A 2,698-nucleotide genomic window follows, 5' to 3' on the forward strand; every position below is an offset into this window, starting at 1 on the left:
ACCGATGGTGCCGACGTTTACGTGCGGCTTCGTACGTTCAAACTTTTCCTTAGCCATTACGCTCTCCGCTTTGAGGCTTTCTAGATCTGCGCGGCCTTCCAGACCTATGTGTAAACCGCACATACGCAAACAGGGTAGACGCTTTGCGTCTACCCCGTTAAATTCTGGAGCTCTTAACCGGATTTGAACCGGTGACCTCATCCTTACCAAGGATGCGCTCTACCGACTGAGCTATAAGAGCTGCATTTAAGCAATTGGAGCGGGTAGCGGGAATCGAACCCGCATCATCAGCTTGGAAGGCTGAGGTTCTACCGTTGAACTATACCCGCTTTCAAACCCTTCTTTGAGCAAAACAGCAAGCAAGCTCATTTGGGCCGCTCTACAAGACTATAGCGCTTTGAGCCTTGGAAAGTTGGTGGTGGGGGCTGGATTCGAACCAGCGAAGCTTTCGCGTCAGATTTACAGTCTGATCCCTTTGGCCGCTCGGGAACCCCACCTCATTTGCGCCGCCATTTTATCTCGAGGCTTTTTAATGTCAAGCGAAGATCATCTTCACTTTTCAAACTCTTAGACAGTCAGCAACATTTCCTCAAGACTACTTAAGGAGGAGCTTTAGTAACCACCTATCGTTTGTGACAACTGCCTCATCAGCGCGAGGCGCATTTTATTGAAACTATTCCTGGCTTGCAACACCACTGTCACACAAATTATCGCTCTTTTCGGCAAACCCGTACCTTTCATGAATAGAAGACCATAAAGCGTGACTTAACAACTCTCTGTCTTCTTTTCTGATTTCTACCCAGTATTCAAAACGGTAACGGTCCATCTCTTTCATCTTGACGTTATAGCCATTAGCCAAATGGCGATCCCTTAATTGAATGGCTAGATCTTCCCGGGTAAATAACCCCAGGGAGATACCATTTGTCAGTTCGCCCTCTGTAACAATGAAGCTATCAACTTTGTGAGCCTGCAGCTCTTTTAACTTCCTCAATGCAGCACTTCTATTTGAAAGTGGGGGAATATAAACCCAATAGTCCGGAGCAGTTGGCACCTTAAACTGTCGAATTTCACTTCCAATAGACGCTGCCATCAATCGCTGATGAACCTGTGCTGCAGTGTCTCTTGCCCGAAACGCACCAATTTGTGTGCACAGTGCAGTTTGCATTCTTACAGAATCATCACCTACCACGACTCGCTCAACACGCTTGGCACTTCCTTCAGTGATAGCTTCAGATAACAGTTTTATGGTTTCGCCCTTCATCTGAGGAGTAACCACCCTCGCAATTGAGGAGTCTGGTTTCTCAGAAGTCAGCAGCTGGTAGCCAAAGTATCCGATGTTACAAATAAGTAGAGCCACAAACAGGTAGCGCATCTTCATTCTTCTTTTTCTTCCCCTGCGGGTATGGCAACAGCCAAACCGTCAAGCACCAGGTCTTTATAATACTCCACCGGTATCGTTAAGCATTCAGCTAACAGGCGGGCATCGCCGCCGCAAAGCAACAGCCTTATTGAGCCAGAATAACGCTCTACTTCCTTCTCTATAAGTGCTGCAGCCATACTTAAACTGCCATTCTGTATGGCCTGTAAACTGGGAAAGGCGAGCCCCCTTTCAAACTTCGGAACATCAGGCAGCACCAAGAGATCTGTTGACTCAGTCACTGATCTAAGCATGGTGTTTAGCCCTGGGCAAATCAGCCCACCTTGAAAGATACCATTTGCCCCAACAACATCCAGAGTCAGAGCTGTCCCGCTATCCACAATCATAACGGCCTGATCCGGGTACAAGGCACGAGCCCCAAGCATAGCAAGCCATCGATCGCACCCTAACCGATGAGGGTTAACATTTCGTACCGTAAGACCTGGTGTTTCTGCGATTGGGTCAGGCAAGCGAGGCGTTACTCCAAATGCATCTTTAATCTTTGCACAGATGTTCTCAATAACTTCAGAGGAGCGCACAGATGACATTCGAGAGAAATGCACAGGAATACCATCCAGGCTTTCAACCAGGCTGGTCACCATGACCTTAATAGCAGCATTCTGAATGGCACCGGAAGCTTTTGTATTTCCCTTGCTTTGCAGACGCCACTTCAGGCGCGTATTTCCAGCATCAATATCCAGAATATTCATAACTTACGAAGAGATATCTCTCCTCCTGCATAGGATGTTATGCCAGTATCATTTTTTAAAATTACTGCTCCACTATCATTGACCCCAACAGCGATACCAGTCACCACATTCTCGCCAATAAACAATGAAACAAGTTGTCCAGCAAATGCATCATAGTCCTGCCATTGGTCTTTATAGGGCGTAAAGCCGTATTCTTGAAATGTTGCCAGCATCTCAGCCAGGTTGGCAATCAATCTTCCTGCAATTTTGTTCTTACTTATATTCTTACCAGCGCAAGTTTTTACATCCGTCACAGGTTGATCAATTTTACGTCTCAATTCTGCACCAAGAACAAGATTTATCCCAACACCAATAATGACTTCACAGGAACCTGTTGGATCACCACTAATTTCCAAAAGAACACCGGCCAGCTTTCGCCCGTCCTTCAAGACATCATTTGGCCACTTCAATGTCAAACCACCAACGCCTGAGGACTCGAGGGTTTTTAACACAGTCAGACCAACGGCGAGACTCAACCCCTCCATTGCACCTAGACCACTCTCAATCTTCCACAGCATGGAAAAATAGAGAG

3 protein-coding genes and 3 tRNA genes are annotated in these 2,698 nt (G+C 46.8%); all 6 read right to left on the bottom strand.

Annotated features, from left to right (window positions below; translation table 11 throughout):
* Positions 1-165: 165 nt before the first annotated feature.
* Positions 166-241 (bottom strand) — tRNA-Thr (locus tag E1189_RS02225).
* A 14-nt stretch (positions 242-255) separates the two neighbouring features.
* A tRNA-Gly gene (locus E1189_RS02230) sits at positions 256-329 on the bottom strand.
* A gap of 84 nt (positions 330-413) precedes the next feature.
* Positions 414-497 (bottom strand) — tRNA-Tyr (locus E1189_RS02235).
* 176 nt (positions 498-673) lie between these two features.
* Positions 674-1,378 carry an SPOR domain-containing protein gene (locus E1189_RS02240; protein WP_155158441.1) on the bottom strand — a complete coding sequence of 235 codons (705 nt, stop codon included), beginning with the start codon at positions 1,376-1,378 and terminating at the stop codon, positions 674-676.
* Positions 1,375-2,127 (bottom strand): type III pantothenate kinase, encoded by a 753-nt coding sequence (locus tag E1189_RS02245; RefSeq protein ID WP_155158442.1) that lies wholly within the window; start codon positions 2,125-2,127, stop codon positions 1,375-1,377. The genes E1189_RS02240 and E1189_RS02245 overlap by 4 nt, the downstream gene beginning before the upstream one ends.
* The coding region (locus E1189_RS02250; RefSeq protein WP_155158443.1) for a biotin--[acetyl-CoA-carboxylase] ligase at positions 2,124-2,698 on the bottom strand (575 nt) is incomplete at its 5' end. The genes E1189_RS02245 and E1189_RS02250, both read right to left, overlap by 4 nt.

Source organism: Parendozoicomonas verongulae (assembly GCF_009711465.1).
Lineage (GTDB): Bacteria > Pseudomonadota > Gammaproteobacteria > Pseudomonadales > Endozoicomonadaceae > Sansalvadorimonas > Sansalvadorimonas verongulae.